At 68.0% G+C, this 24932-nt stretch carries 21 protein-coding genes; 10 read left to right on the top strand and 11 right to left on the bottom strand.

The genetic code is table 11. The features are described from left to right. Positions 1 to 6: 6 nt before the first annotated feature. From A7U43_RS08900 to A7U43_RS08890, 3 genes are read right to left on the bottom strand one after another with little or no spacing between them, the layout of a single operon-like run. Positions 7 to 1518 carry an APC family permease gene (locus A7U43_RS08900; protein WP_067993684.1) on the bottom strand — a complete coding sequence of 504 codons (1512 nt, stop codon included), beginning with the start codon at positions 1516 to 1518 and terminating at the stop codon, positions 7 to 9. Then, positions 1515 to 2384: a universal stress protein gene (locus A7U43_RS08895; RefSeq protein ID WP_067993682.1), complete on the bottom strand. Its 870-nt coding sequence runs from the start codon at positions 2382 to 2384 to the stop codon at positions 1515 to 1517. Before A7U43_RS08895 ends, A7U43_RS08900 begins: the two co-directional genes overlap by 4 nt. Positions 2385 to 2437: 53 nt before the next feature. Further along, complete coding sequence (locus A7U43_RS08890) at positions 2438 to 3304, bottom strand: MaoC/PaaZ C-terminal domain-containing protein (protein ID WP_067993680.1); 867 nt, start codon at positions 3302 to 3304, stop codon at positions 2438 to 2440. Positions 3305 to 3388: 84 nt separating this feature from the next. Here A7U43_RS08890 and A7U43_RS08885 point away from each other — a divergent pair, with 84 nt between their 5' ends. Both A7U43_RS08885 and A7U43_RS08880 read left to right on the top strand, forming a co-directional pair. Beyond that, positions 3389 to 5374: an SDR family oxidoreductase gene (locus A7U43_RS08885; RefSeq protein WP_197499982.1), complete on the top strand. Its 1986-nt coding sequence runs from the start codon at positions 3389 to 3391 to the stop codon at positions 5372 to 5374. An 80-nt stretch (positions 5375 to 5454) separates the two neighbouring features. Next, positions 5455 to 6450 carry a nucleoside hydrolase gene (locus tag A7U43_RS08880; RefSeq protein ID WP_231963607.1) on the top strand — a complete coding sequence of 332 codons (996 nt, stop codon included), beginning with the start codon at positions 5455 to 5457 and terminating at the stop codon, positions 6448 to 6450. On the opposite strand, the gene A7U43_RS08875 is transcribed toward A7U43_RS08880, so the two are convergent. Further along, positions 6451 to 8073, bottom strand: a complete 1623-nt coding sequence (locus A7U43_RS08875) for a DNA polymerase Y family protein (protein WP_067993675.1) — start codon at positions 8071 to 8073, stop codon at positions 6451 to 6453. Between the two features lie 29 nt (positions 8074 to 8102). Continuing rightward, positions 8103 to 8837: a hypothetical protein gene (locus A7U43_RS08870; protein WP_418287679.1), complete on the bottom strand. Its 735-nt coding sequence runs from the start codon at positions 8835 to 8837 to the stop codon at positions 8103 to 8105. A gap of 287 nt (positions 8838 to 9124) precedes the next feature. On the opposite strand from A7U43_RS08870, the gene A7U43_RS08865 reads away from it, so the two are divergent. From A7U43_RS08865 to A7U43_RS08830, 8 genes are all read left to right on the top strand, one after another. Continuing rightward, positions 9125 to 9373: a hypothetical protein gene (locus A7U43_RS08865; RefSeq protein ID WP_067993672.1), complete on the top strand. Its 249-nt coding sequence runs from the start codon at positions 9125 to 9127 to the stop codon at positions 9371 to 9373. Positions 9374 to 9438: 65 nt separating this feature from the next. Continuing rightward, positions 9439 to 11043, top strand: a complete 1605-nt coding sequence (locus A7U43_RS08860; protein ID WP_067993669.1) for a S53 family peptidase — start codon at positions 9439 to 9441, stop codon at positions 11041 to 11043. Further along, positions 11043 to 12962 carry a hypothetical protein gene (locus A7U43_RS08855; RefSeq protein ID WP_067993666.1) on the top strand — a complete coding sequence of 640 codons (1920 nt, stop codon included), beginning with the start codon at positions 11043 to 11045 and terminating at the stop codon, positions 12960 to 12962. Before A7U43_RS08860 ends, A7U43_RS08855 begins: the two co-directional genes overlap by 1 nt. 114 nt (positions 12963 to 13076) lie before the next feature. Continuing rightward, a complete protein-coding gene (locus A7U43_RS08850; protein WP_156525869.1) occupies positions 13077 to 14063 on the top strand; it encodes an alpha/beta hydrolase in 987 nt (328 codons plus the stop codon). Then, complete coding sequence (locus A7U43_RS08845; RefSeq protein WP_067993663.1) at positions 14060 to 14911, top strand: SDR family NAD(P)-dependent oxidoreductase; 852 nt, start codon at positions 14060 to 14062, stop codon at positions 14909 to 14911. The genes A7U43_RS08850 and A7U43_RS08845 overlap by 4 nt, the downstream gene beginning before the upstream one ends. 2 nt (positions 14912 to 14913) lie before the next feature. Continuing rightward, complete coding sequence (locus A7U43_RS08840) at positions 14914 to 15834, top strand: ferritin family protein (protein WP_067993660.1); 921 nt, start codon at positions 14914 to 14916, stop codon at positions 15832 to 15834. Between the two features lies 1 nt (position 15835). Then, positions 15836 to 17329, top strand: coding sequence for a flavin-containing monooxygenase (locus tag A7U43_RS08835; protein ID WP_067993657.1), 1494 nt, complete (start codon positions 15836 to 15838; stop codon positions 17327 to 17329). A gap of 27 nt (positions 17330 to 17356) precedes the next feature. Further along, the gene (locus A7U43_RS08830) at positions 17357 to 18265 is read left to right on the top strand and encodes a MerR family transcriptional regulator (RefSeq protein ID WP_067993655.1); all 909 of its coding nucleotides are present in this window, start codon (positions 17357 to 17359) and stop codon (positions 18263 to 18265) included. 1 nt (position 18266) lies between these two features. Here the strand turns inward: A7U43_RS08830 and A7U43_RS08825 are convergent, their stop codons facing one another. The 6 genes from A7U43_RS08825 to A7U43_RS08800 all read right to left on the bottom strand — a co-directional run bounded on the left by A7U43_RS08825 (position 18267) and on the right by A7U43_RS08800 (position 24883). Then, a complete protein-coding gene (locus A7U43_RS08825) occupies positions 18267 to 19076 on the bottom strand; it encodes a hypothetical protein (protein WP_067993652.1) in 810 nt (269 codons plus the stop codon). A 47-nt stretch (positions 19077 to 19123) separates the two neighbouring features. Then, positions 19124 to 20104 (bottom strand): alpha/beta hydrolase, encoded by a 981-nt coding sequence (locus tag A7U43_RS08820; RefSeq protein WP_067993649.1) that lies wholly within the window; start codon positions 20102 to 20104, stop codon positions 19124 to 19126. 66 nt (positions 20105 to 20170) lie between these two features. Next, the gene (guaA, locus tag A7U43_RS08815) at positions 20171 to 21769 is read right to left on the bottom strand and encodes a glutamine-hydrolyzing GMP synthase (protein ID WP_418287689.1); all 1599 of its coding nucleotides are present in this window, start codon (positions 21767 to 21769) and stop codon (positions 20171 to 20173) included. 8 nt (positions 21770 to 21777) lie between these two features. Further along, on the bottom strand, positions 21778 to 22413 hold the full coding sequence (gene upp, locus A7U43_RS08810) for a uracil phosphoribosyltransferase (protein WP_067993642.1): 636 nt from the start codon (positions 22411 to 22413) through the stop codon (positions 21778 to 21780). 14 nt (positions 22414 to 22427) lie between these two features. Next, a complete protein-coding gene (locus A7U43_RS08805) occupies positions 22428 to 23630 on the bottom strand; it encodes a URC4/urg3 family protein (protein ID WP_067993639.1) in 1203 nt (400 codons plus the stop codon). Continuing rightward, entirely contained in the window at positions 23627 to 24883 is a 1257-nt protein-coding gene (locus tag A7U43_RS08800) for a GTP cyclohydrolase II (protein ID WP_067993634.1), read from the bottom strand. Before A7U43_RS08800 ends, A7U43_RS08805 begins: the two co-directional genes overlap by 4 nt. Between the last annotated feature and the right edge of the window lie 49 nt (positions 24884 to 24932).

Raw genomic sequence — 24932 nt, 5'->3', positions numbered from 1 at the left:
GCTGCGCTATTCCTGCAACGCCGGAGTATCGCGTCGCAGCGTCTGCCCGGTGAAGAAGTCCGGGCGCTGCGAACGCATCACCAGCATCAGCACCGCGCCGAGCGCCAGAATCCCGAACCCGATGAAGAACACCAGGCCGATACCGCCGATCGCCGCGCCGCTGCCGTTCTCCGGGTTCATGCTCTCGCCGATCGCGATGACGAAGACGGTCGCGAGCATGAGCCCGCCCAGCAGCGGGAAGACGAGCTTGAACACGATGTTGTGAACGCTGTCGAACAGTTCCCGGCGGAAGAACCAGACGCACGCGAACGCGGTGATGCCGTAGTACCAGCAGATCATGATGCCCAGCGCGGCGATGGTGTCCCAGAGTGCGTTGTCGGACAACAATTTCACGACCGTGTAGAACCCGCCGGTGACCACCCCGGCGACCACGGTGGAGTACACCGGCGTCAGGAAGCGCGGGCTCACCTCTGCGAAGCGGGCCGGGAAGGCCTTGTATGCCCCCATCGCGAGCATGGCACGGGCGGCGGGCAGGAAGGTGGTCTGCAAGCTCGCCACCGAGGAGGCGAACACCGCCAGGTACAGCAGCGGTCCGAACCATGGTCCCAGCACCGGGTCGGCCAGCGCCCCGAACACGTTCTCTGAATTCTCCGGGTTGCCCAACCCCAGGCCCTCCTCGCCGGTGCCGGCGTACATCATCACCGCCACCGCGATCAGCAGGTAGGTGACCAGAATCGAGATGACACAGAGCAACCCGGCCCGTCCGGGCACCTTCGTCGGGTCCTTGGATTCCTCGCCGAGGGTCAGACAGGTGTCCCAGCCCCAGAACGCGAAGATCGAACCGGTCAGCCCAACGGCGAACACCGCCAGGGTCAGCCCGGTGAACGGGTTGAACCAGTCCAGATCGAAACTCAGCCCGGCCGGGGCATCGCCTCGGCTCACATGGACGAGAGCCGCGACCGCGAAGGCCACCAGCACCAGCAACTGGAAGCCCACCAGCACGTACTGAACTCGCTCACTGGTGGTGATTCCGCGACTGGCGATCAGCGTGGCGAGCGCGATGAACACCAATGTCGTGATGATGTTGACAGGCTTGTTTCCCGCGAGGTCCGCGATCCCGGGCTGACCGGCCACCCGGGCGATCAATAGATAGAAGAACTCGACCGCGATCGCGGCCAGGTTGGACAGCACGATGATCGAGGCCACCACCATCCCCCACCCACACATCCAGCCCACATAGGGCCCGAATGCCTTGGTGGACCAGGTGAACGACGCCCCGCAGTCCGGGGTCCGGGAGTTCAACTCGCGATAGGCGTACGCGGTGAGGAACATCGGGATGAAGCCGGCGATGAAGATCGCCGGCATTTTCAAACCGACCGTGGCGACGATGACGCCGATGCTCGCGGTCAGCGTGTAACCGGGCGCCACACAGGAGATGCCGAGCACGGCGCCGGAAAGGGTGCCGACCTTGCCCGCCGCCAGGCCTTTCGACACCGTTCCCGAGTCCTGGGTGGTCATGAATTCTCCTCATCGACAGATCGGGGTACGACGACCATCGGAACGTCGAGCACACGCAACATCTTGGCCGCCGTCGAACCGAGGAACAGCCGGCGCGGCGCGGCCAACCGACTGGAACCGACCATGAGCAGATCGCCGTCCTGCCAGGGCAGTCTGCTCACCGCATCCTCCACGGTCGAACCGTCGACCACCGTCGAGGTCACCGAGAAGCCCTCGGGAAGATAGCTTTTCGCCTCCTCCAAGACATGGTGGGCGTGCGCCATCGCCCGCTCACGCAGCGCTTCGGCGTCGCTGCGCAGCGATCCGTACATCGGGTCGAGGGCCACCAGCGACACCAACCGCAACGGCACGTCCGCGGCCTTGGCGGCCCGCAACGCCGCGTCCAGCAGCGCATCGGCACCGGCCCGCTCACCGATGGCGCAGGTCACCTCGCGTACCCGCGGCACGGTCGAAAGCCGAGTGCCCTTCGGGGCCACGGCCACCGGGACCGGGGCCGAATACAGCAGTTCGTTGACCACCGAGCCGAGGGAGAAGTTGCCGACCAGACCGCCGCCCGAACCACCGACGACCAGCGCCTCGGCGCCGAGTCGGCGGACCTCCCGGATCAGGCCGTCAGCCGGTGAGTTGCTGAAACTGACGTGCGGGTGGGCCACCACATCGTCGGGGATCTCGGCCATCGCATCGGCGAGCCATTCCTGCGCCTGTTCGGCCAGCACGTCCTCCGGGACGATGGCGGGGATGCCGCGGTCCTGCGGCAGCACCAGGCACAGATCCAGTTCGGCGCCCAGGCTGCGGGCCAATCGGACGCCGAGGGCGACCGCGTCCGCGCCGCCGGGGATGGCGAGGTATCCGACAACCAGTCTCATCGGGCCATCCTGTCAACGCGCGGCCATGCGCACCGGCGTTTGGGCCTACGAAATCAGTTGTATTCAGCGGCGCCGTCGTCCAGCACCACCCGGGCGTCCGAGCCGTCCGGGTGGGCGGCCTCGGTGCGGAACACCGCGTGGCCTGGCTCGGTGCGCCATATCGACGTCGTCAGCGTCTCGCCGGGGAATACCGGCGAGCTGAACCGCGACGCCACCGCGGTGACCTTGGTGGCGTCGCCGCCCCCGAGTTCGGCGACCAGGGCCCGGCCGGCCACCCCGTAGGTGCACAGGCCGTGCAGGATCGGCTTGGGGAAACCGGCGAGATTCTGGGCGAACCACGGGTCGCTGTGCAACGGATTGCGGTCGCCAGAGAGCCGGTACAGCAGTGCCTGATCGCCACGTGTCGGCAGGGCGACCTGGGCATCGGGCGCGCGGTCGGGGAACTGCGGGGCCGCGGGCCGCTGACCGGGCTGACCGCCGAACCCACCCTCGCCCCGGATCACCACCGTGGTCAGGGTTTCCACCAGCACCTCACCGCTGTCCGGGTCGGCACCGACGCCCTTGAGCATCACCACCGCGTTCTTGCCCGCACCCTTGTCCTGGATATCGGCGACCTCGGAGTGCACGCTCAAGCTTCCGGCGGGCGGAAGCGGCGCGAACAACCGGATCGCCTGGGAGCCGTGCAACAGCAGGCTGAAATTGAACGACCCGATCAGCAGCGCGGCCGCGAACGGCGAGCAGGCGATCACGGCGAAGGTGGGCAGCACCTGCTGCTCGATATCGTGGCTGTTCTCGGTGGTGAAGGCCAGGTCGTCGGTGCCCGCGCCGACACCGAGCGCGTACAGCAGCGTCTCGCGGTCGGTCCAGCTGAAGGTCTGGGGTTCGGTCTTGGCACCGACGGCGTTCGGGTCGAGCGGCATGGGCGGACATCCCTTCGTGACGGCTATGGGGTGTGACCGGGACCATAGTTGACCTTTGCCCGTCCGAGGACCACCATGAGCCGCATGCATTATGTCGTTACCGGCGGTACCGGGTTTATCGGTAGTCGAGTGGTCGCCCGCCTGCTGGCCCGCGACCCCGCCGCCGAGGTCTCCGTGCTGGTCCGCCGCGGGTCACTGCAACACTTCGAACGGCTGTCCAGCAAATGGGGCCCCCGAGCGAAACCACTGGTCGGAGACCTCACCGAGCCCGGACTGGGCCTCGGAGACGACCTCGGCACCGCCGACCATGTGGTGCACTGCGCCGCCATCTACGACATGACCGCACCCGAGGGCATCCAGCGCGCCGCCAACGTCGAGGGCACTCGCGCGGTCATCGACCTGACCCGGCGCCTCGGAGCGACACTGCATCATGTGTCGTCCATTGCGGTGGCCGGGGACTTCCGCGGCGAGTACACCGAGGACGATTTCGACGTCGGCCAGTATCTGCCCACCCCGTATCACCAGACCAAGTTCGAGGCCGAGGCACTGGTGCGCGCCGAACACGGACTGCGGACGCGCATCTACCGCCCGGCCGTCGTGGTCGGCGACTCCCGGACCGGCGAGATGGACAAGGCCGACGGGCCGTACTACTTCTTCCCCATCCTGGCCAAACTCGCCGCTCTGCCCGGCTTCACCCCGATGGTGCTGCCCGACACCGGCCGAACGAACATCGTGCCGGTCGACTTCGTGGTTGACGCCATGGTTCACCTGATGCACATCCCCGACTCCGACGGTCGCACCTTCCATCTCACGGCTCCGAAAACCATTGGGCTGCGCGGCATCTACCGCGGTGTGGCCAAGGCCGCCGGGTTGCCGCCGCTGGTCGGCTCGCTCCCCGGAGCGGCGGTGTCCCCCGTCCTCAAGGCCACCGGCCGCGCCAAGATCGTGCGCAACATGGCTGCCACCCAACTCGGGGTGCCCGCGGAGATCCTCGACGTGGTCGACCTCGCGCCGACATTCGTCGCCGACCGCACCACGGCCGCGCTCGCCCGGACCGGTATCGAGGTGCCCGAATTCGCCTCGTACGCGCCGAAATTGTGGAGATACTGGGCGCAGAACCTGGACCCTGACCGGGCCCGCCGCGATGACCCGGACGGGCCGCTGGTGGGCAGGCACGTCATCATCACCGGCGCCTCCAGCGGCATCGGGCGCGCCTCGGCAATCGCGGTCGCCCAGCGTGGCGCCACGGTGTTCGCATTGGCGCGCAATGCCGCAGCGCTGGACGACCTGATCTCCGAGATCCGCGCCGACGGTGGCGACGCACACGCATTCACCTGTGACGTTACCAATTCCGGTTCGGTGGATCACACCGTCATGGACATCCTCGGCCGATTCGGGCACGTCGACTATCTGGTCAACAACGCCGGCCGGTCCATCCGCCGGTCGGTGTCGGCCTCCACCGACCGCCTGCACGATTACGAACGGGTGATGGCCGTCAACTATTTCGGCGCGGTGCGGATGGTGTTGGCGCTGCTACCACATTGGCAGGAACGCCGGTTCGGCCACGTGGTCAACGTATCCAGTGCCGGCGTGCAGGCCAACAGTCCCAAATACAGCGCGTATCTGCCGACCAAGGCCGCGCTGGACGCGTTCTCCGACGTGGTCGGCACCGAAACGCTCTCGGATCACATCACCTTCACCAATATCCATATGCCACTGGTGAGCACGCCGATGATCGCGCCGTCTCGCCGACTCAACCCGGTGCCCCCGATCACCGCCGAGCATGCGGCGGCGATGGTGGTCCGCGGGCTCATCGAGAAGCCGTCCCGCATCGACACCCCGCTGGGCACACTGGCCGATCTGGGCACCTACTTCACACCGCGGCTGTCCCGCCGTGTCCTGCACCAGCTCTATCTGGGCTACCCGGACTCCGCCGCCGCCCGCGGCGAGGCTGCCGACGAGCCCATTCGCGAGCGCGTACCCCGCAAGCCGTCGCGCGCCGCGCGGACCGTGCGGGTGCCCCGACCGGTCAAGCGGGCGGTGCGGGCGATTCCGGGTGTGCACTGGTAGGGGGCCACACCTATCGTGGTGGCGTGACAGATGTGCGCCTGCCGGTGTTCGCCGACGTCGACACCGGAGTCGACGATGCGATGGCGTTGGCCTATCTGTTCGCCAGCCCGGACGCCCATGTGGTGGGCATCGCGTCGACGGCGGGCAATGTGCCCGTCGCGCAGGTGTCGATCAACAATCTGGGGCTGCTCGAACTGTTCGGGATCGACGATGTTCCCGTCTCCGAGGGCGCCCCGGTGCCGCTGAGCATTCCGTTGCGCACCGCCGAGGACACCCATGGTCCCGAAGGGCTCGGCTACGCGCGACTGCCGGAGACCGACCGATCACTCACCCCGTACGACGCCGCCCACGCCTGGGTCGCCGCGGCCCGCGAATACCCCGGCGAACTCCTCGGATTGGTCACCGGCCCGCTGACCAACCTCGCGCTGGCGCTGCGTCTGGAGCCCGCACTGCCCCGGCTGCTGCGCCGGCTGGTGATCATGGGGGGCGCGTTCGATTACCGCGGCAACACCACCCCCGTCGCGGAATGGAACACCCATGTCGACCCGGAGGCCGCCGCCGAGGTGTTCGCGGTGTGGGGCGCGGCGTGGGGCCTGAGCACGCCCACACATCTACCGATTGTGTTGGGCCTCAACCTCACCGAGAACGTGGCGATGACACCGTCCATCCTGGGCCGGCTGGCCGCCGCCGCCGGTTCCCCGTCGGCGCAACTCAGTGTGCTCGACGATCGGGGCACCCCATCGGCGGCAGCCAATCCGCTGATCCGGGTGCTCGAAGATGCCATGCGCTTCTACTTCGAGTTCCACTTCGACCAGGGCGAGGGCTACCTGGCACACCTGCATGATCCGCTGGCCGCCGCGGTCGCGCTGGACCCCGACCTGGTGCGCTACCAGTCCGCGACCGTCGACGTGGAACTGACCGGCACCCTGACCCGCGGGATGACGGTGGCCGACTGGCGCGGTCACTGGGGGCGGGAGCACAACGCGCACATCGGCGTCGAGGTGGACCCCGCCGCGTTCTTCGAGCGTTTCATCGAGCGGGTCGGCCCCTTCGCGCGCGGGGTGGGACATCGCTAGTTATTCATAGATGCCCTCCACATGCCACTGCCGTTGGCGGTAGCACAGCAGCATCGCCACACCGACACGGTCGCGGGCGTCGACCACCACCTGAGCACGAGCGGTCCGGCCCACCGGTTTGCGTTCGGGATCCCACCAGCGTTCGTCGACCGGCCATGGCCCGGTCCACCAGCTGATATCTCTCCCGTCGCTTCGCTCGCCCCGGACATCTCTCCCGTCGCTTCGCTCGCCCCGGACATCTCTCCCGTCGCTTCGCTCGCCCCGCCCTGGGGACACCAGCCGCACCGGGGCCGAGGAGAACAATCCCCGACTCGTCACCCGCACCGGTTTGCCTTCAGCGTCAAGCACTTCCACCGGATCGTCGAGCAGCACCACCGGCGAGGGCTCGGGCAACTGCCCCGGCCAGGGTTGATCCGGATCCGCCCGGGGTAACGGCTCATCTCCCAACGGGGTGAAGGTGATGCGCTCGGCCGGCCCACGGCCACCGCTGAGCACCGGCACCTGAACCGCCTCCAGCCCCAGCAGACCCTGCACCCGCACCAGCGCCCGACGGGCCCGTAACCGGTCGTCGTCACCGGATGACCCCCACAGCGGGAGCTGCAGCGCGCCGGCCGACACCACCTCCACCGGATGCAGCCGCAGGGTGACAATGGCCGCGGTGGGCCCCGTCCCCCCGGTGGCCCGCCGGGTCAGCCAGCCGTCCAGTTGCCACCGCACCCGATCCGCGGTGGCATCCTCGGTCAGCGGTTCCGCACAGCGCCAAACCCGGTTCAGCTCTTCACCATTGGCGGTGACGGCCTGGATGGCCAGCCGGGTGCAGCCCACCCCGGCGCCTTCCAGGCTGCGGTGCAGTTCGCCGGCCAACGATCGGCCGGCGAAGGCCGCCGCGTCCACCCGGTCGATGGGTGGATCGCAGTTCATCACCGCATCGAGCTCCGCGGGAAGATCACGCCCCGACGGTCCGCGGTCGGGCTCCCCGCAGGCGAATCGGTGGGCGAGAAGAGCGTCCGCGCCGAACCGGGAGGCCACATCGGTGCGCGACAACTCGGCGAACTGACCGATGGTGCGGATTCCCATCCGCCACAGCAGGTCTGCCAGGTCTTCCCGGCTCGCCCCGGAGAGGCTGGGTTCGGTGGCCAACTGCCGGATGGACAGCCCGGACAGGAATGCCGCGTCCCGGCCCGGCTCGAGGATGCGCCCCGCCCTGGCCGCGAACACCGCGGTGGACAACTGATCGGCGATACCGGTCTGGCATTCCGCGCCCGCCGCGGCCACCGCGTCGACCAGCCGTTCGGCGGCCTCCTGTTCTGATCCGAAATAGCGGGATGCGCCCCGGACCGACAGCACCAGCAGACCGGGGCGCAGCACCTCGGCCCGGGGAACCACCTCGTCGACCGCCGCCGTCACGGCCTCGAAGTGGCGGGCATCGCGCGCCGGGTCTGCGGTGACGACGTGCAGCTGCGGGCACCGGGACTGCGCCTCACGACGGCGCAGCCCGCGCCGCACCCCGACCGCCCGGGCCGCGGCCGAACAGGCGATGACCCGGTTGGCCAGGGTGACCGCCACCGGGTCGGTGGCGGCGAGCCCGGCCGCGGCGGCGGCAGCCACCGCAGGCCAATCCATGCACCAGAGCGCTAGAACCCGCGACACCGTCAGCCACCGACCGCGAGGCGCGGCTGCCCGGGAATCCGGCTCCTGGTCCGGGTGTCCAACCGCACCCGCCCGATCCGTCCCCGGCCGGGAATCGCGGCACCCCCGGAACCGACCATCTCGTAGCCGCAGACCCTGGCATCCAGCCGAGCCGAGGCACCGTGCCAATCACCCCCGGTGACCAGCAGCGTGCACCCCTTCTGCCGGGCGCGCGCCGTGACCGCCCGCGCTCTGCTCATCGGCACCGATCGCCCGGCCAGCGCCAGCACCACAAGATCCAGACCGTCCAGCAGAACCGCGGCCACCTCCACCGGATCGGTCCCCGGATAGGGAATCACCGCGACCCGGCTCAGGTCGGCGCCCATCTCCACAGCCGCCATCAGACCGACATCGGGCTGCCCGACGATGGCCGCGTGCCCGCCGGCCGCGGTGGCCGCCGCCACCATCCGCAGTGCCAGTGATCTGGCCCCGGACAGCACCGCCACCGTCCCCCGGGGCAACAGCTGCGAAAGAGGCTCGGACCCGGATGGCACCGGCAACGCGTCCTCAGGCGGCCCGATCGGCGGATCCAGAGGTTTCAGCAAAGCCTCCGAGGCGGAATTCGGTCCGGCGTCGGCGCCTCTTCGCGCACCCGGGATGCCCATCCTCCCGGAGACTTCGGCTATCCTGTGACGCAGCTGTTCTACCTGCTCAGCACGCTCTTTTCGGTGCTGCTCCAGGTCCATGGCCACCACCACAGCAGCACCTCCAGCATCATCCGAAACGAGCTTTGTTCGAACGCATGTTCGATGTCTCGAGTAAACACTCGTCGGGTGTGCCAGTCAAGCGGTGGAATGGACGCCCAGATCAGCGTCACAAATCGGTCATCAACAACGCTCGAGTAAGGGAATGCACTGATACAGGCGCTGCGTTACAGTTTCTGACACCAGATCCCGACCTCAAAACGGGACTGCTGCACCCGGTTTTCGCGGATCTTCGCGCCGACCAGTGATTCACTACACCGAGAACAAGTAAAGGACCGAACATGGCATCAAATCGTCTGGCTCGTCGGCGGATTTCGGCAGCAGTGGGCGGTGCCGCCATCATCGCGATGATCGGCTTCACCGCCGCGTGCAGCAGTGACAGCGACAAGCCCGAAGAGACCACCCCCACGACCACCACCGAGTCGTCGTTGACCCCGACCGAGAAGTCGATCAACCCCACCGGCGGTAACGTCTTCACTCCCCCGGTCACGGCGCCTCAGCCGACCTTCGACCCGCAGCAGAACGACTGAGCGACATCAACCGAGAACGGGGCGGGTCCGGAGTTTTCGGACCCGCCCTCAGTTCGTTTGAGACCATGAGAACGGTGCTCGCACGCTCACTGACCGCCCTGCTCCTCATCGGAGCACTGGTGGTCGCCGCGGATCTGTACGCCGACCGGGAACGCCCTGATGCCTCGCTCATCAAGGGCCCTTTCGCATCTCTGCTGGACGCATCGACCGATCTCGGACCGGCCCGCGAGGAGCGCATCGAACTCACCGCCACCCTCACCGACCAATCCCGGCCGACCGCGCTGATGGACTGGGCGCAGGACCAGTCGCTGTCGGTGCGCTGGCGCCCGGGCGATGACTGGGTCATCGTCGAGGGAGCCCCCGATGCCGTCGAGCGGGCATTCGACGTCTCCGTGCGCGACTATCGGGGCAGGAAAGGGCAACTCTTCTATGCCTCACCGCATCAGCCGTCGGTACCCGAGCAGTTGCGCGACGAGGTTGCCGAGATCGGCCGGATCCTCAGCTACACACCACATCACATGTCCCGCCCCGACCACATCCCCCTCGATGTCCCCGATCAGGGGTTGGCCCCGGAGGCGTTGCTGAACACCTATAACGCCGACGATCTGGCCAGGGACGGATTCACCGGCAGGGGTATCACCATCGTGATCTTCGCCTTCGACGGTTTCCGGCAGTCCGACCTGGACAAGTTCACCACCACATTCGGCCTGCCACAGTTCACCCCCGAGGTCATCGGCGGATCACCCGGGGAACCGCGCGGCGAACTGTCGATGGATCTCCAAGTGGCACATGCGATTGCCCCCGATGCTCGCAAGATCGTGGTCAATGCCCGGCCCACCGTCGAAGGTGGCGGCGGGTACCGCAAGATCGGCGAGATGCTCGAGGACACCGATCGCCGGTTCCCCGGCGCGGTCTGGAGTTTCTCGATCGGCTGGGGCTGCGACAAACTCATCACCGCCGCCGACCTGGCCCCGGTCCGTTCCGCGCTGCGCACCGCCCAGTCGCACGGGACCACCGCCTACAACGCCAGTGGCGATCTGGCCGGCATGGAATGCCGTGGCGGACAAGACTGGTCGTCACCACCGAGCGAACAGGACGTCGGTCTCGACTCGATCGCCTCGCTGCCCGAGATGACCAGCGTCGGCGGCACCACCCTGTCCACCGACGCCGACGGGTCGTGGGTGTCCGAGCAGACCTGGTTCGACGTCCCGCTGTCCCAGGGCACCGGTGGCGGCGTATCGGCACTCTTCGACATGCCGCCGTGGCAACGGACCGCCGCTTCCACGGTCGCAGCCGAACGACACGACGGCAAGCGCATGACGCCGGACATCGCTGCGGTGGCCGACCCGTTCACCGGCGTGAAGATCGTCCTCAACGATCAGATCGTCGTCGGTGGCGGCACCTCGCAGTCCGCACCCATCTGGGCCGGACTCACCGCGGTGATGAACCAGTACCTTCTGGAGAACGGCGACGCCCTGATCGGTGACATCAACCCGTTGCTGTACCGCATCGCCCAGGGCGCGCCCCGACCGGCTTTCCGCGATGTGACCTTGGGCGGCAACGCCGTCGACAATGCCGGCCCCGGCTACGACCTGGTCACCGGCCTCGGCACCCCGGATATCGACAATCTGGTCCGCAACCTCCAAATCGCCCAACGGGTGGGTGCCTGATGAGCGCGCCCGGCATGATGGAATGCCAGGTCTGCCAGATCGACGTTCCCGCAGGGGTTTACTGCGGACTCTGCGGCGTCCCCCTGGCCGATCACCAACGCGGTGACGGTCCGCACTGGCTGCGCGCCCGCGCCTTCAGCGCCGCACCCGGACAGCGCCTGCTCACCCCCTCGCTGACCAGTTCACTGTTCCCGCATCTGGCACCGCGGTCACGCAAGGTGTTCCTGATGGGTCTGGTGCTGCTGGCGACGGCCCTCACCGTGGGCACCGTCCTGCGCATGCCGGCCGCGCTCATCGCCGTCGCCTCCCTCGGCATCCCCCTGCTGTTCGCGCTGTACCTGCGCGAATCCGGGGTGTCCCGCGACATCCCCCGCAGCACGCTGATCCTGACGGTCACGCTCGGGGTGGTACTCGGCGTCGGCTGGGTGCTGTTGACCGGAGCGGCCGTGGCGCGGGCCTACGGTGTCCCGCTGGGCGCCGGTATCGCGGGCGGACGCATCCTGCGCGACGGCATCGGCGTGCCGGTGGGCAGCATGCTGCTGATGCTCGTACCCGCGCTGGTGGCCAGGCTCGGTTGGCGCGGCAACCGAGAATCGTTGGACGGCTACGCCATCGGCGCGCTGGGGGCACTGACGTTCACCGCCGCGGCGACCCTGAGCCGGCTGGCACCGCAATTCAGCACCGGGATGATCAACCGGGTCCGCCCGCTGGACGGGCTGCTCGTGGAGGCCGGGATCCGCGGTATCGCGATGCCGCTGACCGCCGCCGCCGTCGGCGGCCTGATCGGTACCGCACTGTGGTTCACCAGGCCGCCGACCAAGGTGTACAAGAACCGCGGCTTCGTGCGCGGCACCCTCATCGTGATCGCGTTGGTGGTGGTCGCGGTCTACGCCGGGCTCGGCCTGCTCGACGTGGCGCGCTTCCCCCAGTGGCTGCAACTGGCCGGGCACCTGACGCTCACCGCGCTCGCGCTTCTCGCGCTGCGGATCGGCCTGCACCTGGCCCTGCTGCACGAGGCACAGGACGAGATCCGCACCGACGAACCGATCCTGTGCGTCGAGTGTGACCACGTCGTCCCCGATGCGCCGTTCTGCGCGGCCTGCGGGGCGGCCATGCACGCCTCCTCACGCCGATCGCGGCGAACCCGGCGCGACGATCGCCCCATCCGGCTGGCCGAGGAACCCGCAACCGGGGAGATTGTGGTGGGCCTCAAGCCCGGTTACTCGCTGCACGCGGGCACCTTCGAGGCGCTTGAGCCACCGAAGACATCGTTCCGCACGGTGGCGCTGGTGCTGGGGATCGCGGTCGTCGTGCTGGCCGGCTCCTTGGTCGGGCTGTCCGGGCTGATCTCGAAACCGGCCGCCAAGTACATCTGCCCGCCGGACTGCGGCAGTCCGCCGATGAACCGCGCGGTCGAGATCAATCCCCGGTTCACCTCCGCAGACGGGGCATTTTCGGTGTCGTATCCGGTGGAGGGCGCCGCGTATCAGATCTCCAAGCAGGACAACGGCGTCACCGCCGTGCTGCAGGCCGGCGACGGTGGAACGATGCAGCTGTTCAGCCGCCCGGCCGCCGGGCGCACCCCGAAGGAGATCGCGGTGGATCTGGTGAACGAGACGTTCCCGGACACCAAGACGGCCTACGAGATCCCGAACACGATGGTCGGGTACCAGCACGGCTACGGCTTGGCCGCCGATCTGTGGCCGCAGGGGGCGATGAGCAGTTCGACCCGGATGCGGGTGATCGTGATGGTGGCGGTGAAGAACGATCTGGCGTTGATCGCCGGCGCGGTGGGGCCGTATCGCGCCTTCGGTCCGGATTTCGGTTCCGGTAAGCCGTCGGCGGCCAACCTGCAGCTGGCACTGGATATGGGCAAGTACGTCAACAGTTTCAGCTGGCGCGGCGACCCACCCCGGTAACCGAGGCCGGTAGCCCGAGCATGGGAGCTGGGTCACACAACACCGAATGTTGACATTGACAAATGTCACCAATTGAAGGTGTACTCATCGGACGCTCGACCGATGGAGGTCCGAATGCCCGAGCAGTCCCTTCCCGCCCGCGGATCGCTGCAGTCCCGCGGCGCCGCCGTCATCAGCAGCGTGACGTTGCGGCAGATCAGCACGATATTGCCGCCCGAACGGGCGTGGGGGTTGTGGGCGTCGCGGCAGATCGTGGCCCGCGTGATGGACACCTTCGGGCCGTCACTGGCGGGCACCGACGTCGAGCAGGTCGACGTCTGCCTTCCCGACGGCCGCCGGGTGGTCGGGGAATGGGTCCGCAGCGCCACCCGCACCGCCACCGACGAGACCCGGGCGATCTACTACGTGCACGGCAGCGGTTATGCGCTGTGCTCGCCACGCACCCACCGCAGACTCACCGCCTGGCTGTCCCGGCTCACCGGTCTCCCGGTGTTCTGCGTGGACTACCGGCTTGCACCCAGACACCGCTTCCCCACCGCCGCTGACGATGTGCGCGCCGGCTGGGACTGGCTGACTACCCAATGCGACCTGGACCCCGAACGCATGGTGATCGCCGGCGATTCCGCGGGTGGTCACCTCGCGGTCGACATGCTGCTGCAGCCCGGCGTCCCGCATCCGGCCGCGCTGGCACTGCTCTCCCCGCTCTACGACCTCACCTTCGCGCTGGCCCGCGCCCGCGAGACACTGCGTGACGATCCGGCGATCCGCGCCGCCGATGCCGCCAGGCTGATCGGCTTGTATTGCGCTGGAATGGATCTCAACCATCATCGGCTCACCCTCGACGTCGCGGGCGGGCGCCGGATGCCCCCCACCCTGATCCAGGCCGGTGGCGCCGAGATGCTGCAAGCCGATGCCCGCACCCTGGCCGCGGACATCCGCTCCGCCGGCGGCACCAGCGAGTTGCAGATCTGGCCGGATCAGGTGCATGTGTTCCAGGCGCTACCCCGACTGACCCCCGAGGCCGTCCCGGCCATGCGCAAGATCACCGCCTTCATCGCGGATGCATTGCGGCACAACACTGCCGATCGGGTAGCCGGATGATCCCGTTTCTCAACCCACGCCGGCGCAGCCGCCACGCCGACGCCGTCGTCACCGGAGCCGGCAGTGGGATCGGCGCCGCGTTCGCCCTCGAACTCGCCGCCCGCGGCGGACGGGTGGTGTGCAGCGACATCGACGAGAACACCGCGGCCGCCACCGCCGCGGAGATCACCGCCGCAGGCGGCGAGGCGACCGTACTGCGTTGCGATGTCTCGCGGATCGAGGACGTGCAGGCCCTGGCCGACGATGCGCAGAGTTGGTTCGGCGGGCCGCCCACGCTGGTGATCAACAACGCCGGGGTCGGCGCCGGCGGCACCCCGATCGGCCAGACCAGCCTGCAGGACTGGCATTGGGTGCTCGGAGTGAACCTGTGGGGGCCCATCCACGGCTGCCACGTGTTCGCCCCACTGCTGCGTAGCGCCCAGACCGACCAGCCACGCGGCATCATCAACGTCGCCTCGGCGGCGGCATTCGGCGCGGCACCCGGGATGGCCGCCTACAACGTGAGCAAAGCCGGCACCCTGTCGCTGTCGGAGACCCTGGCCGCCGAACTCGCCGGCACCGGGATCAACGTCACCGCGCTGTGTCCCACCTTCGTCAAGACCAACATTCTCGACACCGAACGCATCACCGCCGGTTCCAGCCAGCTCGCCGACACCCTGATGCGCTGGACGGGGTTCAGCCCGCAGAAGGTCGCCCGGATGTGCCTGGACACCAACGACCGCGGCGGCCTGTACTGCATGCCGCAACCCGACGCCCGGATCGGCTGGGGCATCAAACGATTCACACCGACGGTGTACACCCGCGCCGTCGGCCTCACCGCCCGCATCACCGCACCCCAGGAGGTCTGACAATGGCTATCGACATGGACGTCATGCTCACCAAGATCAAGGACCGGCAGTGGGCGCTGGCCGATATCGACTGGGACGCGCCGGGCGCCGAGACCATCAGTGACGAGTTCCGGCCCAAGCTCAAGGCTTTCATGGCCGACCTGTGCTGGATCGAGAACGTCGGCGCACGCGGGTTCGCCGCGCTGGCCAAGAAGGCGCCCACCCCGACACTGGCCGAGATCTACCGCTACTTCCACGCCGAGGAACAGCGGCACGCCAATGCCGAACTGGCGCTGATGAAACGTTGGGGAATGCTCGAGGACGGCGAAATGCCGGAACCCAACGTCAACATCCGGCTGGCGATCGACTGGCTGGACACCTACGCCGACGACATGTCGCTGTCGGTGCTGGGCACCGTCATCCCGATGCTCGAGGTCGCGCTGGACGGCGCGCTGCTGAAGTTCCTGCTCGACGAGGTCGACGACCCGGTCTGCCATCAGGTGTTCGAGAAGATCAACAGCGACGAATCACGGCACATCGCGGTGGATTTCGAAGTGCTCAACATGATCGGGAACGCCAAGGCACGCAAGTTGGCCATCGATTTCGTCGGCAGCGTCGCCTCCCCCGGACTCATCATCGGGATGATCATCTACGTCCCGCTGCTGAACCGGATGCGCAACAACATCGTCGGCATGGGCCTGGAACCCGAGCGTCTCTACAAGGCGATGATGCGCTTCAAGGACATCGGCGGACGAGGTGAGAACACCTGGCGGGTACCGACTTACCAGATCCTCAAGCTCCACGCCCGCATGGTGGTCAACGACCGCAATCCCTACCACTGGGTGGCCAACCCGATGGTGGCCGCCTCCGACCACCTGCCCCGGGCCATCCTGAAACCGATCCCGTCCTGGTTCAAGGAACTGACCTACAAGCCGGCGGCCTGACATGACCTCTCACACCCACGACACCATCATCGTCGGAGCGGGGTTCAGTGGAATCGGCACCGCGATCAAGCTCGCCGAGTCGGGCATCGACGACTTCGTCATCGTCGAACGCGCCGACCGAGTGGGCGGGACCTGGCGGGACAACACCTATCCCGGCGCGGCCTGCGATATCCCCTCACTGCTCTACTCCTACTCGTTCGCGAAGAACCCGGACTGGTCGCGGGCCTACTCGCCGGCCGGCGAGATCTGCGCACACATCGAGGCGATGATCGACGATTTCGACCTGCGCCGGCGCATCCGGTTCGGCGTCGAGGTCAACGGACTGTCCTTCGACGAGGCGGCCGGTATCTGGACGGTAGAGACGACCGCGGGAACCCACCTGCGGGCCCGCACCGTGGTGCTGGCCTCGGGACCGCTGACCGACCACAAGTTCCCCGACATCCGCGGGCTGGACACCTACACCGGTCACAAGATCCACAGCGCGCGTTGGGATCACGACTACGACTTCACCGGCAAGCGAGTGGCCGTCATCGGGACCGGCGCCAGCGCCGTGCAGATCGTGCCGGAACTGGTCAAGCAGGCCGGGTACGTGAAGGTTTTCCAGCGCACCCCGGGCTGGGTGGTACCGCGGATGGATGTCGCCACCCCGGCGGCGGCCAAGGCCCTGTTCGCCCACGTGCCGGCCGCCCAGGAACTGGCCCGCCAGGTGCTGTTCTGGGGCCACGAGGTCACCGCGACCGCACTGGTCTGGGACACCCCGCTGACCGGCCTGGTGTCACGGCTGGGCAAGGCGCACCTGCGCCGCCAGGTCGCCGATCCGTGGCTGCGCCGCCAACTCACACCCGATTTCACCCCGGGCTGCAAACGCATGCTGATCTCCAACGACTACTACCCGGCGCTGCAGAAGGACAACTGCAAGCTCATCGACTGGCCCATCGCCACGATCAGCCCGGTCGGCATCCGTACCAGCGACGGGATCGAACACCATCTCGACGCCATCGTGTTCGCCACCGGATACGACGTCCACCTGTCCGGCCCGCCGTTCCCGGTCACCGGCCTCGGTGGACGCGTACTCGCCGAGGAATGGGCCGGTGGTGCACAGGCGTACAAGAGCATCCAGGCCCACGGGTACCCGAACCTCTTCATGATGACCGGGCCCAACTCCGGCCCGGGACACAACTCGCTGCTGGTGTACTCCGAGGGGCAGATCGACTACGCCGTCACCGCCATCGGCACGATCGTGCGCGACAACCTGCGCTACCTCGACGTCCGCGCGGATGTCCAGCAACGGCACAACGCCGCGCTGCAGCGCCGACTGCGCAAGACCACCTGGATGAGCGGGTGCAGCAGTTGGTACCTCACCGCGGACGGATTCAATGCCTCCATGTACCCCGGGTTCGCCACCCAGTATCTTCGACAGATGCGGGACTTCCGGTTCGGTGACTACACGGCGGTGGCACGCGACGCACGGGCGACCGCGCTGTCGTCGGCCTGACGGCTGAGATGTGATGGGTGAGATCTGATGGGGACGCCTAAGCCACCCCGGCAACCCGCCGGCGCGATCTCGACGATTCTCACCGGGCTGCGTCGGGCTCCGCGCCAGATCCGGCGCAGCTCGCGTGACGTCGTCGAGAACGCGGTCACCCAGCTCTTCGACGCGGCGGTGCAGCCGCACGGTGTCGCCGCCTCCGGCGAGTACCGGATCGACGAGCTGGCGCAGCTGGCCGGCACCACCACCCGCAACATCCGCGTCTACCGCGACCGCGGGCTGCTGCACCCGCCGCTGCGGGTCGGCCGCATCGCGCTGTTCAACGACACCCACCTGACCCGGCTGCGACTGATCACCTCCCTGTTGGACCGTGGCTACAACATCGCCCACGTGCACGAGATGCTCTCGGCCTGGGAGCAGGGCAAGGGCGTGGGTGAGCTGCTCGGGCTGGAATCCGCGATCGCCGGGAGCTGGGCGACCGAGAAACCCGAACGGATGAGTGTGGCCGACGCCCGACGGCTGGTCGACGATGACCCGGGATTCGAGCGTATGGTCGGCCTGGGCGTCATCAAGCTCGAAGATGGTGAGGCAGTCGTCGTCCGCCCCAAGCTGATCGAGGCGTTCAACGAGATCCGCCAGTACGGGGTGTCCACCGACAAGCTCATCGGCCTGCACGAGCAGATCGCCCCGCTGGTCGACCAGATCAGCGGTCTGCTGGTGCAGGCCGGGATCGAGGAGGTGCTGCACCGTATCAATCCGGGTGCCGCCTTGCCGGCGGACACCGAGATCGCCGAGCTGCTCACCATGCTGGTGCGCTTCCGCACCCAGGCCGTCTCGGCGGTGTCCGCGACGCTGGCCTTCTCGATCGAGTCGACCATCGAGTCGGCGGTCGGCCAGATCCTCGGCGACCTCATCGACAAGGAAGCCGAGCAGGGCGGCTGACTCAGCGGGTCACGAGCAGCTCGTGGTCACCGGTGGCCCAGGCCTGCTCGAAGGTCGCCATGCTCACCTGCTCGCCGCGGGTGTCCGCACCACCGCTGTCACCGAGATAGACGATGTCATTCGGAACATCCACGGCGGCAACGGTGATCAGGTGACCACAGTTGGTTCGGTCCCCCTCGGTGTCCCAGATGATGCGCGAGTTGACACACACGATGACCTGCCGGTCGTCGTTCAGGTAATCCAGCAGCGCATCCATGCCGGTGTCCACACCGCCGTCGGCCGCCACATCGTCATTGGTGTAGTCGGACTCGATGCCGAACTGGTCGAGCAGCAACATCAGGTCGGTGGTGCAGGTGCCGTGACCGACGCCGCCGTCGGTCGGGTCGACGCTTTCGTCATAGACCGGCTCGCCGGGGCTACATTCGCTGGGGGTGTCGGCCGCCATATCGATGATGTCGCGTTCGGTGGGCGCCTGGCCGGTCAGCTCCCCGATGACCGTGCGGGTGGCCATCAGTCCGCAGTCGCCTTCGGACTGCTCGGCCCAGTAGCGGGTCGCGGCATCCGGGTCACCGTAGACCCCGTCGGGCGGGTCGGGTTTGGCTGCCGGTTCGGGCGTCTGCTCCGGTTCCTTGATTCGGACCGGGACTTCGGTGGGTCGCCCATCCCGCGGGCTGCAGCCCGAATGCGGTTGCGCCGAAACCGAACTGGTGCCGGGCGCGGCCGGCTCAGCGGTATCGGTGGAGCAGCCGCTCATCAGCAATGCCAGCGCGGCCAGGCAGATGGCTTTGTTCCGCACGGAATTATCGACCACGGCGGCAAATTAGCAGACCAGCCGCCGGTGTTCGGCCGTTTCGCCGGTCACGCCCGCAGCGCGGGGCCGATCGTGGTGTTCCAGGACTCCTGCATCTCCGACTCGAACAGACCCCAGGTATGCGAACCATCCGGGCGCACCACATACGTCACCGGAACCCCCGCAGCCGCAGCATTATCGGCGAACACCCGGGTGCTATCAGCGACAATCCGCTCGATCAACCCACCGGTGATATTCGGCCCGAACCCCGGCGGCAACCGATCAACCGCCCCCACATTGCCCGAACCCGACGCGGCCACATACACCGCCACACCCCGCAACTTGGCCACATTCAACGACGGATCATGCGCCACCCACAACGGCCCACCCGCCGGCCCCCACATCGCATCCGCACTCGCCCCACCACCCATCAACGTGATCGACACCTGCTGCGGATTGGCCGCCGGAGTCAACAACCCGCTATACGAACCGACAGCCCGATACACCCCCGGCGCCTGCACCGCATAATCGACCGCCGTCCCCCCGGTGCTCGACAACCCACCGACCGCATTACGCCCATTCGTGTCGTACTCGGCATCGATCAACGGCGGCAGCTCCCGCGTCATATACGTCTGATACTGCTTCCCCGGATCGGCCACCCAATCGGTGAACCAACTGAACTGCCCACCCAGCGGCGAGACCACATTGACGTTCTTATCGGCGAAGAAACCCGCAATATCGGCCATCCCGAACCAACTCTTGGTACCCGGCGCCCACATCCCACCCGGGTCCAAATTGTCCCCACCATCGATACCCGGCAACAGATAAAACGTCGGCGCCCCACCACGCCCCGCCTTGAACACATCGTTGACGATCACCTTGTTCATCGACGGCGAGAACACCGACACCTTGTCCCACCGATCGTTGACATGCTCGATCCCGGTGATACGCGCCCCCTCGGCCACCGCCACCGGCGGCACGACAAGCAGACTGGAGAAGAGAGCAAGGACGAACAACCACGCGTATCCCCCGCGCTTGCGAATGGTCATGCGCCGAGTATCGGCTCAAGATCAGTCCGGTGCGACGTCAACGCTGTCACCCGAACGGATGAATCGTCACTCCCACTCGATGGTGCCGGGCGGTTTGCTGGTCACGTCCAGCACCACCCGGTTGACCTCGGGTACCTCGTTGGTGATCCGGGTCGAGATCCGCTCCAGCACTTCGTAGGGCACCCGTGTCCAGTCCGCGGTCATGGCGTCCTCACTGGACACCGGACGCAGCACGATCGGGTGGCCATAGGTACGCCCGTCACCCTGCACACCCACCGAGCGCACGTCGGCGAGCAACACCACCGGGCACTGCCAGATCTGCTGGTCGAGCCCCGCCGACGTGAGCTCCTCGCGGGCGATCGAGTCGGCGCGGCGCAGCGTGTCCAGCCGGGACGCGGTGACCTCGCCGACGATGCGGATGCCCAGCCCCGGGCCCGGGAACGGTTGGCGGCCAACGATTTCCTCGGGCAGGCCGAGTTCGCGTCCGACGGCGCGCACCTCGTCCTTGAACAGCAGGCGCAGCGGTTCGACGAGCGTGAACTTCAGGTCGTCGGGCAGGCCGCCCACATTGTGGTGGCTCTTGATGTTCGCGGTGCCCGCACCGCCGCCGGACTCCACGACATCCGGGTACAGGGTGCCCTGCACCAGGAAGTCGACCGTGCCCTCGCCCTCGACGAGGTCACGCACGGCTCCCTCGAACGCGCGGATGAACTCGCGGCCGATGATCTTGCGCTTGCCCTCCGGGTTGGTGACGCCGGACAGCGCCTCCAGGAACCGATCGGCGACATCGACGGTCACCAGCTTGGCGCCGGTCGCGGCGACGAAGTCACGCTGCACCTGGGCGCGTTCCCCGGCCCGCAGCAGACCGTGATCGACGAACACGCAGGTCAAGCGGTCTCCGATGGCCCGCTGCACCAGCGCCGCGGCGACCGCTGAGTCCACCCCGCCGGACAGCCCGCAGATCGCCTCTCCGTCGCCGATCTGCTCGCGGACCTGCGCGATCAGCTGCTCGGCGATATTCGCCGGCGTCCAGGCCGGTCCGATCCCGGCGAACTCGTGCAGGAAGCGGCTCAGCACCTGCTGGCCGTGCGGGGAATGCAGGACCTCGGGGTGGTACTGCACCCCGGCGAGCCGACGGGCCCGGTTCTCGAAGGCCGCCACCGGCGCCCCCGCGCTGACCGCCACCACGTCGAAGCCGTCGGGCGCCTCGGTGACCGCGTCGCCGTGGCTCATCCACACCGGCTGATGCTCGGGCAGGTCTGAATGCAGCTGGCCGCCAGTGACATTCAATTCGGTACGGCCGTACTCGCTGGTGCCGGTGTGCGCGACGGTCCCGCCGAGTGCCTGCGCCATGGCCTGGAAGCCGTAGCAGATACCGAACACCGGAACGTCCAGATCGAACAGCGCCGGATCCAGCTTCGGCGCACCGTCGGCGTACACGCTGGCCGGGCCGCCGGAGAGCACGATGGCCTGCGGATCGCGGGCCTTGATCTCCTCGACCGTCGCGGTGTGCGGGATGACCTCGGAGAACACCCGCGCCTCGCGGACGCGGCGCGCGATCAGCTGGGCGTACTGCGCGCCGAAATCGATGACGAGAACGGGGCGGGTCTGCGATGACGCGCTTGCGCGAAGAGCGTCTAAAGAAGCTGGTTCCACCTGCGACAGTGTAGTGGTCAGGTACCGAACAGCCGGTCCCCGGCATCGCCGAGGCCGGGCACGATATAGCCGTGTTCGTCGAGCTGGCGGTCGATCGCGGCGGTGTACACCGGGATGTCGGGGTGGGCCTCGTGCAGCGCCGCCAGGCCTTCCGGGCAGCTGAGCAGGCAGACGAACTTGATGGACCGCGGCTGGTGCTCCTTGAGCCGGTCGATGGCGGCGATCGCGGTGTGGCCGGTGGCCAGCATCGGGTCCACGACCACCACGTCGCGCTCGTGCAGGTCATTGGGGACCTTGAAGTAGTACTCCACCGCGATGTGGGTCTTCGGGTCGCGGTACAGCCCGATATGCCCGACCCGTGCGCTGGGCACCAGGCTCAGCATGCCGTCGAGAATGCCGCCACCGGCCCGCAGGATGGATACGAAGACCAGCTTCTTGCCGTCGATCACCTTGGCGGTCATGGTCTCCAGCGGCGTCTCGATCTGCTCTTCGTGGAGTGGGATATCGCGCAGCACCTCATAGGCCATCAACGCCGACACCTCGCTGACCAGGCGCCGGAAACTGTTGGTGGACACGTCTTTACGGCGCAGGGTGTTCAGCTTGTGAGTGACCAGCGGGTGCTCGATCACATGCACCGCAGACGATGGGGCCATGGCAGATCCTCTCCTCAGAACACGGTGCCGTCGCTGATCACGGTGAGCGGCGGCAGTCCGCCGCGCAACTCCTGGGCCAGGGCCCGGCCGGCCGCCCAGCTGCCGCCCTCGAGGACGCAGGCCAGCGGCAACGCCTGGGCGCTGACGCCGAGGCGCTCGCGGACCAGCACCGCGAGATCGTCGAGCAGGGCGACCGTCAGTGCGCGCCACTCCACCACGAGCTCGTCGGCGGGTGTCCATGCGCGCTCGGCCCACCCGGCCTCACGCAGCCGCAGCACACCGGTGTCCAGGAACAACCCGCCGTTGCGGTACTCGGGCAGACCGGTCAGCGCGTCGAGCCCATTCACCTGCACACCGGCCCAGCCGAATGGTTCCAGCAAGGAATAGGTCAGCCACTGCGACAGCTTGTGGAACGGCATCCAGCCCGCGGTGGCGCCCACCCCGGGGACCGCGTCGTGTCGCCAGCAGTCGCCCAGCGGCTCACCATCGATGTGATTGTCGGCCAGCCAGATCCGCGACAGTGACGACAACAGGGCACTCAGGATGTCGTGGGTCGCCACCGTCGGTGCGGCGGGATCGACGATCAGCAGATCGAACAGTCCCCCGGGCCGTCCGGGGGTGCCGTAGACCGTGGGCTGCTCGGCGAGCGCGGTGCCGAGGCGGCGCAACAGGTCGACCCGCCCGTCGAAGCCGACCAGAGGGTTGTCCGGGACCACCTGCAGGTGCGCGGCCAGCCGCTCGGGGTCCAGTGTCTGCAGACCGGCGGCGTCGGCCTGCAGCGGGCACTCGGGGTCCGAGGAGAACGTGCCCGCGGTGAATGCGTGCCAGCTGGCCACGCCGAGGCCCTCGGACCGGGTGAGTTCCAGGCCGGTGTCGGCTTCGCGGTAACGCCACCGCGGGCCGGCACCCGCGTCGAGCAGCACGCTGATGACGGTCAGGTCGATCATCGCGCGGGCGCGTGCGGCGGCATCGGTTCCGTCGAGCGCCAGGGTGCGGTGCACCCCGCCGGCCTCGAAATGGCGCCACCGGCTGTGGAACGGGATCACCAGATCGGGAAACCGGGTGACGGTGAGGTCGGCGACGGCGGCGGCCGCGGCATCCATGGCGTCTTCGTGCACGGTGAACCATGCCGACGAGCCGTCCCGCGCCCTGGTCAACAGGTGCTGCGAACGGGCCCGGATCTCGGCGGTGCTGCGCAGGGTGGCTGCGGCGCTCACACCAGGCCCCGGCCCACCGTGTTCTTCAGGTCCTCGGCGTCCGGAACCGGCCCCGGGGTGAAGTAGCCGGCCGCCATCTTGGCGTCGATCTCGACGCGGGCATCGGCGGGGATGAGGTCGTCGGGGATGTTCACCCGTTCCCCGACGGTGATACCGGACCCGGTGATGGCGTCGTACTTCATGTTGCTCATCGACACCAGCCGGTGGATGCGGGTGACGCCCAGCCAGTGCAGCACATCGGGCATCAGTTCCTGAAAGCGCATGTCCTGCACGCCGGCCACGCATTCGGTGCGCGCGAAATACTGATCGGCGGTGTCACCACCGACTTGGCGCTTACGCGCGTTGTAGACCAGGAACTTGGTGACCTCACCGAGTGCGCGACCCTCCTTACGCGAGTAGGCCACCAGACCGACCCCGCCGCGCTGGGTGCCGGCGATGCACTCCTCGATCGCGTGCGTCAGATACGGCCGGCACGTGCAGATGTCGGAGCCGAACACATCGGAGCCGTTGCACTCGTCGTGCACGCGGGCGGTCAGCTCCACCGACGGATCGGCCAGATCCCTTGGCTCACCGAAGATGTAGACGGTCTGACCGCCGATCGGTGGCAGGAAGACCTCAAGATCACCACGAGTGACGAGCTCCGGGTACATCCCGCCGGTCTCCTCGAAAAGTGCACGGCGCAAGGCTGATTCGGTGCAGCCGAAGCGCGCGGCGACGCCGGGCAGATACCAGACCGGTTCGACGGCCACCTTGGTCACCACCGCGGCTCCACTGTCCAGGAGCACCTTGCCGTCCGGTCGCAACCGGCCCTGCTGCACGGCGAGGGCAACCTCCGGCAGCATCACGTGCGCCTTGGTGACGGCGATCGTCGGGCGAATGTCCTGGCCGGCCTCCAGCTCGGCGGCGAACACGTCGGCGACCGCGGCGCCCCACGGGTCCAGGCTGACAATGGCCGACGGGTCCTGCCACTGCGGGTGCGGGCCGATCACATCGGTCGGCGCGGTGTTGGTCAGGTCGGCGCGGTGCTGCGGGGAGAGGGCTCCGGCGGCGACCGCCAGCGCCCGGTAGACGCCGTAGGAACCGCTGTGGGTGCCGATGACATTGCGATGGGCCCGGGTGCCGGTGGTGCCCACCACCGGGCCGCGCTCGGCCGGTGTGGGCGCGCCCCACTGGATCGCCGCGGCGGTGGCGCCCCCGCTGTGCGAGGTCAGCCGGATATGGCGCGCGCCGGCGCGATCTGTACCAGTTCCCACGCCGGCTCCTCTCGGACGAACGCCTCACAACTGCGGCGACGGCATTGTC

Origin of the sequence: Mycobacterium adipatum (assembly GCF_001644575.1) — a bacterium.
Classification (GTDB): Bacteria; Actinomycetota; Actinomycetes; order Mycobacteriales; family Mycobacteriaceae; genus Mycobacterium; species Mycobacterium adipatum.
This window is presented reverse-complemented; position numbering and strand designations above follow the sequence as displayed.

Bases quoted from the DNA above. Each gene is read 5' to 3' on its own strand.
- A7U43_RS08900 (WP_067993684.1), bottom strand. From the start codon at position 1,518: ATGACCACCCAGGACTCGGGAACGGTGTCGAAAGGCCTGGCGGCGGGC.
- A7U43_RS08895 (WP_067993682.1), bottom strand. From the start codon at position 2,384: ATGAGACTGGTTGTCGGATACCTCGCCATCCCCGGCGGCGCGGACGCG.
- A7U43_RS08890 (WP_067993680.1), bottom strand. From the start codon at position 3,304: ATGCCGCTCGACCCGAACGCCGTCGGTGCCAAGACCGAACCCCAGACC.
- A7U43_RS08885 (WP_197499982.1), top strand. From the start codon at position 3,389: ATGCATTATGTCGTTACCGGCGGTACCGGGTTTATCGGTAGTCGAGTG.
- A7U43_RS08880 (WP_231963607.1), top strand. From the start codon at position 5,455: ATGGCGTTGGCCTATCTGTTCGCCAGCCCGGACGCCCATGTGGTGGGC.
- A7U43_RS08875 (WP_067993675.1), bottom strand. From the start codon at position 8,073: ATGGATTGGCCTGCGGTGGCTGCCGCCGCCGCGGCCGGGCTCGCCGCC.
- A7U43_RS08865 (WP_067993672.1), top strand. From the start codon at position 9,125: ATGGCATCAAATCGTCTGGCTCGTCGGCGGATTTCGGCAGCAGTGGGC.
- A7U43_RS08860 (WP_067993669.1), top strand. From the start codon at position 9,439: ATGAGAACGGTGCTCGCACGCTCACTGACCGCCCTGCTCCTCATCGGA.
- A7U43_RS08855 (WP_067993666.1), top strand. From the start codon at position 11,043: ATGAGCGCGCCCGGCATGATGGAATGCCAGGTCTGCCAGATCGACGTT.
- A7U43_RS08850 (WP_156525869.1), top strand. From the start codon at position 13,077: ATGCCCGAGCAGTCCCTTCCCGCCCGCGGATCGCTGCAGTCCCGCGGC.
- A7U43_RS08845 (WP_067993663.1), top strand. From the start codon at position 14,060: ATGATCCCGTTTCTCAACCCACGCCGGCGCAGCCGCCACGCCGACGCC.
- A7U43_RS08840 (WP_067993660.1), top strand. From the start codon at position 14,914: ATGGCTATCGACATGGACGTCATGCTCACCAAGATCAAGGACCGGCAG.
- A7U43_RS08835 (WP_067993657.1), top strand. From the start codon at position 15,836: ATGACCTCTCACACCCACGACACCATCATCGTCGGAGCGGGGTTCAGT.
- A7U43_RS08830 (WP_067993655.1), top strand. From the start codon at position 17,357: ATGGGGACGCCTAAGCCACCCCGGCAACCCGCCGGCGCGATCTCGACG.
- A7U43_RS08820 (WP_067993649.1), bottom strand. From the start codon at position 20,104: ATGACCATTCGCAAGCGCGGGGGATACGCGTGGTTGTTCGTCCTTGCT.
- upp (WP_067993642.1), bottom strand. From the start codon at position 22,413: ATGGCCCCATCGTCTGCGGTGCATGTGATCGAGCACCCGCTGGTCACT.